Source organism: Deltaproteobacteria bacterium (assembly GCA_016219225.1).
In the GTDB taxonomy this organism is placed as follows: domain Bacteria; phylum Desulfobacterota; class RBG-13-43-22; order RBG-13-43-22; family RBG-13-43-22; genus RBG-13-43-22.
The window spans coordinates 1-6,327 of sequence record JACRBX010000015.1 but is presented as its reverse complement, the minus strand read 5'-3'; the positions used below and the strand labels follow the sequence as shown (position 1 = coordinate 6,327).

Here is a 6,327-nt window from a genome sequence, read left to right as displayed (position 1 = left end):
GGCATTTTTCTTTGAGCAGGCAGTCCGGGCAGTCCTGATTCCGGAGGGCGCAGACCACCCGTTTAAAGGCATGGCCGAATCCGCCCCGCAGGGTGGAGCCCTTATAGGCCGGCAGGACCAGGGGGTCCCGGGCCTGGAGAAGAAATTGAAAGGAGCCGCTTTGGATCTTTTTCAGCGAATCCTGGAGGAAGGAAAAAGGCCCGGTTGGTTGAGGTACGCTTTTCAAACGTCTTTCCGAATCCATTTCCGATGACCCTCCAACTCCTGGTTTCTGAAAGCCCTGGACTTCAATCGCCAGAGTTTCAACTTTGACGCCCCTGCTCCCTCCTCAGGAGGAACCGCCAGATGGGGGCCAGGGGCGTAATATGGGAAAATTGAAAGCCCTATTTGGACGTCTTCAGGATATTTAAAACAAACTGGCCGGAATCGGATTCGCTTTTCATTTCTTTCAGCAGGCCGGCCATAGGTATTTCGGCCCTGGCCGAATCCTTGTGCCCCCCGGCAGAGGCCCCCCATCCTCCGAAAAGCCTCTGGGCCGTTTTCCCGGCATCCCCCCGAAATCCTGCATTTCTGAAAATGATGATCAGCTTCCCTTTATTGATTCCGGAGACAATGCTCCAGGTCGTTTCGGCAAGTCGCAGAAAAAAATCGGCAATGATCACCAAAATATCGGGGTTTTCCACTTCGTCCATATGAACAATGGCCATATTTTTAAATAAAATCAATCTTTCCATGGCGATTTTGTAGCTGGCCAGCGTCTTTTGGGTCATTTCGGAAGATTCGATTTTTTTTACAATATGCATATTGGTATACCGATAGAGATACCTGAAGGCACTGACATCGTTCAATATGGAAGCCCGTACAAAATTATCGGTGTCCGTCTTAATGCCATAAAAGAGTGCAGTGGCCAGCCTCCGGGAAGGTCGGATCTTGGCGGCCAGGAGGTACTCGGTCAGGATGGTTGCATTGGCCCCGTAATGTTCCCTAATGTCCATATAGTCGGCCTTGGAGGACGGGTCCAACGGGTGATGATCGATGATGATATCAACCGGCACCTTCATAAAGGCTTCATGGTGATGGGGCTGAGAATCCAGAATAGCCCATTTGGTGATATGGGTCGGGTTTATGGACCGAACAGGGTACTGCTTGATCCTTAAGAGCTTGACGAAGGCCAGGTTATCGGTCCGTTGAATGGAATTGACCCGATAAATCAAAACCTTTTTAATTTTACGCCAAAATAATCTTTTGAAGGCGATCGCACTGGCCATGGCATCCGGGTCGGCGTTGATTAGAATGGCCAGAGTATCTTCCGGACCCACCACCTCCCGCAGACGACTGACCTTTTCGGGGGAAGTCATGGGGTGTGAAACAGGTTGGTGTATACTGTCATTCATAGGTCATGGGCAGCAAATTAATTGGCAATTTAACGCATCAAACCCAGAATACCAACGACGATCAAATAGATGGCGACGATGATATTCAATAATCTGGGAATGATCAATATCAATATCCCGGCAATTAAAGAAAGCATGGGATTAAAAAGCGTCGTGGTCATTATCGAGTCCTTTTATGAAAAGTTTAATTCCTTTCCATTTGATTTCCTCACGATACCTTCTCAAAACGCCATCCAAAGGGGTGGCTGGCGGCCCCCCTGCTATCTTCGATGTCTGTAACCTCCGCCGGATTCTCCGACTAAAAATCCGCCCAGGGCACCCATACCTGCTCCAAGAGCAGCACCCGAAAGAGTGCTTCCACCGACTATAGTACTGAACAAAGCTCCTCCACCAGCCCCAATAGCTGCCCCGCTCAAAGTGGCCTGTTGCGTTCTGGACATTCCAACACACCCGGTCATGGTAAATACAAAAACGAGAATAGTTAAGACGATCAAAAAACGTTTCATTTTCTCTCTCCTCTTTATTTATTGATTTAATTTTCCGGCTTCAGAGGACGGCCGGCGATTCCGATCGCGATGTTTGGCCTGACTGCCATGTGCCAGAGCACACCGACCACCGGCTTTTCAAGATGATCCGGATTCGTTTGGTAGTATTGATCTACCATGGCCACCGTTTGATCCAAAGTCAATGGGGACTTATCTGAGGCTTCAATGACCTTCAAGGAAAAATTGTCTTTCTTGAGATCCGGATACTTTTTCATCAAATAATGCTCAATGGCTACCGTATGCCAGAGTCCCCAAATGAAAGCCTCCTTGCCATCAACCGTCATCTTCTGCCAGAGGTCCCCGGTCAGGACAGGCATCCCGAGGGATTTTCCCATCTCCTTGCCGACCGCCTCCCGACCGCGTTCCGCAGCCATTACGTAAAAGGAACCTATTAAGATCCCGATTAAGACAACGGTTACAACCAGATTTCTTGTAACTTTTGCTTTTTCCATGACGCCCTCCTCTGAAAATTTATGAGACGCTTCACCTATTTTTCTAAATTATCAGGCCCCTCATGATGTTTGTAAATAATGGCAATGATGTATTTGTATTAAGTAATTGTGGTATTTGGATTCCCGGTTTATCCCGGCGCTTTCGGCCCGACCCCATTCTGTACAGAATTATTTTTCTGCAACTACTGGTTATGCCTTATTCTTTTTTAGATCATCTATGAGATTCAGTACAAGCTATATTGTCCAGGGTTCAAGGGAAGGCCCTCGGGTGTTTGGGTGGGGGAGACGGTGAAGGGTTTATAGATCCGTTTGCTTTCCAGGGGCGGCTATCCGTGGCAAGATTTCAAGACAGGGCCAGGGCCAGGAGTTCTACGGGGTGCACGACCCGGATCCGGTCGTCTTTCAGGTTGCCGTGAATCTGGAGGCGGCATCCCGGACAGCCGGTGGCCACCAGGTCGGCCCGGGTTTCCAGGATGGCCTGGATCTTGTTTGCAGTGATGCCGGCCGCCACTTCAGGATGCTCTACTTGAAAGGTCCCGCCGCCGCCGCAGCAGAGGTCGGCCCCCTCCATCTCCACGAACTCCAGACCGGGTATGCCCTTCAACAGGCTTCGAGGCTCTTCCTTGACCTTCTGGGTCCGCAGCAGGTGGCAGGGGTCATGATAGGTCACCCGGCTCTCCACCGGGCGAAGGTTTTTTCCCAGGTCGAAGCGGGAAAGGTATTGGGAAATATCCAGGACCTTTTGGCCCAACCGGCGGGCGGCTTCGGCTGCCTTCCCCTCCCCCATTTCCTCCAGGACACGGGGATATTCCTCCTTCAGGGCCGCACCGCAGGTGGCGCAATCCACAATGACCGCGTCCACTGTCGTCGGGTCGAAGACTTGCAGGTTTCGCCGGATATTTTTCAAGGCTGCTTTGCGGGCACCGGCCAGACAGATCGGAAAACCGCAGCACATCTGGCCTCTGGGGATGATCACCTCAACCCCCAGTCGGCTCAGGATAGCGATCACCGATCGGCCGACATTTTCAGACAGGTAATTGGTGGCACAGCCCACAAAATAGAGGACCCGGCCGACCCGGGCGCCATCCGGACGGACCACCTCCGGATACTGACTGATCAGAGGTCTGGCGTTCAATCGGGGGAGTTTGGAGAAAGGAATGGTTCCAACCCGGCCCTGGCTGGGCAAAAGGAAGCGGAGGGGGTTTTCCAGGGTCCTCCCCCAAAACATACAGAAAGGCAGCAAGCGGCTGCCTGACAGAAGATTAAAGAGGGTCCGCTTTTCCCAGGGCAGGCTGAACCGGGAGAGCAATTCCGCCCGCATGGCTTTCATGAGACGGTCCAATTGGACGCCGCTTGGGCAGGTTACCGTGCAGGTCTCGCAGAGCAGACAGGTCCCCAGAAGACGGGCAAAGTTGGCCGAAGGTTCCAATTTTCCTTCCAGGACCTTTTTAATAAGCTGGATCTTGCCCCGGGGGGAAGCCCCTTCAAAAAAAAGTTGTTTATATACCGGACAGGTGCTCATGCACAATCCGCAGCGGATGCAGTTATGGACCTGTTCTTTCAATTCTTCGGGGATCATAATATTTAAAAAATTGCTCAAAGCTCAAAGCTCAAAGCTCAAAGTAAAACCTATTTCCATCTGTGTGTTTCCGTGTGCGTCCGTGGCTAATTGTTTCCTTGAGTCTTTTCCAGAAAACTGCCCGGATTCAAAATGCCCTGGGGATCGAAGGTCCGTTTAATGGCCCGCATGATCCGGAGACTGGTGGGGCTGAGCTGTTTGGGCAGGTATTTGGCCTTGGTGATGCCTATCCCATGCTCGCCGGAAAGGGTGCCCCCTACGGACAGGGCGTAATCCACGATTTCATCCATGCTCTTTTCCACCCGCTCCAGTTCCTCCCGGTTCCGCTGATCGAAGAGCATCAAAGGATGTAAATTGCCATCCCCGGCATGGGCCAGAACCGCCACCTGAACCTGGTTGCGCGCACAAATTTCTTTGACCTTTTTGATGGTCGCAGTCAAGACACTTACGGGTACAGTGGCATCTTCGATCAGACAGGAGGGGCGCAACCGGGCCACGGCCCCGAAGGCCGAGCGGCGGGCCACCCAGAGCTGCTCGTTTTCCTTTTCAGAAGAGGAGACCCGCACCTCCCGGGCTCCCTGGCTCTTACAGAACTCGGCCACCAGGGCGGCCTGTCTCTCCACGGTTTCCGGATCGCCGTCCACATCGATCAACAAGATGGCCTCGGCATCCAGGGGCAGCCCCAGATGGGCCGATTCCTCCAGGGCCTTGATGACCATCCGATCCATCAGTTCCAGGGTCGCCGGGATGATCCCGGCTTCGATGATCCTGGAAACGGTGTCCCCGGCCCTATCGATGCTGTCGTATACCGCTTGCAGGGTCCGCTTGGCTTTTGGCCTGGGAAGGAGGCGGACAGTTATCCGGGTTACCAGGGCCAGGGTCCCTTCGGAACCGCAAATCAGGCGGGTCAGATCATAGCCGGTGACATCCTTGGCCGTCACGGTTCCGGTCGTCATGACTTCGCCGCTGGGCAGGACCATCTCCAGACCCAAAAGATAGTCCCGGGTGACCCCGTACTTGACCCCCCGCATCCCCCCGGCGTTCATGGCCACGGCCCCACCCATGGTGGCCACGGCGGCGCTGCCCGGATCCGGGGGATAAAAAAGGCCCACCCCTTCCACGGCCTTCTGAAGATCGGCGATAACCACCCCCGGCTCAACCACGGCGTAGCGGTTGGCCCTGTTAATCTCCAGGATGCGGTTCATCATGGAGAAACAGATAACGATTCCCCCCTGCTTGGCCAAAGACTCGGCACCGAGGCCCGAGCCGGCTCCCCTGGGGGTGACGAAGACCTGGTGGGCCAAGGCCGTCTTCATAATGTCGGCCGTTTCCCGGGTCGATTTAGGAAAGATCACCACATCCGGGAGGTATTCATAAATACAGGCATCATAGCCGTAGGTCAGCAAATCTTCTTTGGAGGTCTTACAGCGCTCCCGGCCCACAATGGCGCTAAGGGCCTCCAGGACTTCCGGTTTTAACATAGGTTTTCCTTAGTTCGAAAATTGAAAAATTCAGGCTATAGGCACGAGGCTATAGGCTAAAGGCGAATAAAAACCCATAAACCCGTTTAACCTTGCCCATCGCCCATAGGGCGGGTATAAAACCCGCCATTACGATGGCGGTATTTTCATGCTTCGTGGTGACCCAATGGTCCTGAAGGTTTAGTTCTAAAATAGGGTTGCGGGTTCAAACCCACCTTACTTCGACATTCATTATTCGATATTCGATATTCGCATTTTCATGCATCGAGGACGCCCCATGGGGCAAAAGATTTTTCATCCCCAACCCCATCCCTGATCCCCGATCCCCGATCCCCGATTCATCTGTAAATCAACGACGGAAACCAGAGCGTCAGCGGCGGCCAGTAGCAAGCGATCAGGAGCGCAGCCAGGGCCACGAAAACAAAGGGCATCACCGCCCGGCCTACCTGCCCCAGCGGTAGCCCGGAGATCCCGCAGGCCACGAACAGGCAGATGCCCACCGGGGGGGTCAACATGCCGATGGCCAGGTTGACCACCATGAGCACCCCGAACTGGATGGGGTCCACCCCCATCTGGGGGGTAATGATCGCCAGGACCGGTACCAGCAGGATCAGGGCGGCCTTCGTCGCCATCACGCAGCCCTCGATCAAGAGGCCTGTCATGACCAGCAGCAGCAGGCCCCAAGGGGGGAGCGCCAGGGACTGGATGGCATTTTGCAACAGCATCGGGGTCTGCTTCATGGCCAAAAGCCAGGTAAACATCTTGGCCATGGCGATGATGAAGAGGATGGTGGCGGCCACGATCTGGGAGCGGATGATGAGGGCCGGCATGTCCTTCCATTTGATCCGGTGGTTGACGGCCATGGCCACAAACAAG

At 53.9% G+C, this 6,327-nt stretch carries 8 protein-coding genes; all 8 read right to left on the bottom strand.

Features of this window, described 5'->3' with window-relative positions:
* Nucleotides 1-244 (bottom strand): hypothetical protein (locus HY879_01300; GenBank protein MBI5601970.1); only part of this gene is annotated, 244 nt, incomplete at its 3' end.
* Nucleotides 245-383: 139 nt separating this feature from the next.
* The gene (locus HY879_01295) at nucleotides 384-1,394 is read right to left on the bottom strand and encodes a DHH family phosphoesterase (protein ID MBI5601969.1); all 1,011 of its coding nucleotides are present in this window, start codon (nucleotides 1,392-1,394) and stop codon (nucleotides 384-386) included.
* 29 nt (nucleotides 1,395-1,423) lie between these two features.
* Complete coding sequence (locus HY879_01290; GenBank protein MBI5601968.1) at nucleotides 1,424-1,555, bottom strand: DUF3096 domain-containing protein; 132 nt, start codon at nucleotides 1,553-1,555, stop codon at nucleotides 1,424-1,426.
* A 99-nt stretch (nucleotides 1,556-1,654) separates the two neighbouring features.
* Complete coding sequence (locus HY879_01285; GenBank protein MBI5601967.1) at nucleotides 1,655-1,900, bottom strand: hypothetical protein; 246 nt, start codon at nucleotides 1,898-1,900, stop codon at nucleotides 1,655-1,657.
* A gap of 26 nt (nucleotides 1,901-1,926) precedes the next feature.
* The gene (locus HY879_01280) at nucleotides 1,927-2,391 is read right to left on the bottom strand and encodes a hypothetical protein (GenBank protein MBI5601966.1); all 465 of its coding nucleotides are present in this window, start codon (nucleotides 2,389-2,391) and stop codon (nucleotides 1,927-1,929) included.
* A gap of 343 nt (nucleotides 2,392-2,734) precedes the next feature.
* Nucleotides 2,735-3,991: a (Fe-S)-binding protein gene (locus HY879_01275; GenBank protein ID MBI5601965.1), complete on the bottom strand. Its 1,257-nt coding sequence runs from the start codon at nucleotides 3,989-3,991 to the stop codon at nucleotides 2,735-2,737.
* 65 nt (nucleotides 3,992-4,056) lie between these two features.
* Nucleotides 4,057-5,451, bottom strand: a complete 1,395-nt coding sequence (locus tag HY879_01270; protein ID MBI5601964.1) for an FAD-binding protein — start codon at nucleotides 5,449-5,451, stop codon at nucleotides 4,057-4,059.
* A gap of 338 nt (nucleotides 5,452-5,789) precedes the next feature.
* Nucleotides 5,790-6,327, bottom strand: a 538-nt coding sequence (locus HY879_01265) for a TRAP transporter large permease subunit (protein MBI5601963.1), incomplete at its 5' end; no start/stop codon positions are given.

What these genes read in the sequence shown, in the direction of transcription:
- HY879_01295 (MBI5601969.1), bottom strand. Translation starts at nt 1,394, where the DNA reads ATGAATGACAGTATACACCAACCTGTTTCACACCCCATGACTTCCCCC.
- HY879_01290 (MBI5601968.1), bottom strand. Translation starts at nt 1,555, where the DNA reads ATGACCACGACGCTTTTTAATCCCATGCTTTCTTTAATTGCCGGGATA.
- HY879_01285 (MBI5601967.1), bottom strand. Translation starts at nt 1,900, where the DNA reads ATGAAACGTTTTTTGATCGTCTTAACTATTCTCGTTTTTGTATTTACC.
- HY879_01280 (MBI5601966.1), bottom strand. Translation starts at nt 2,391, where the DNA reads ATGGAAAAAGCAAAAGTTACAAGAAATCTGGTTGTAACCGTTGTCTTA.
- HY879_01270 (MBI5601964.1), bottom strand. Translation starts at nt 5,451, where the DNA reads ATGTTAAAACCGGAAGTCCTGGAGGCCCTTAGCGCCATTGTGGGCCGG.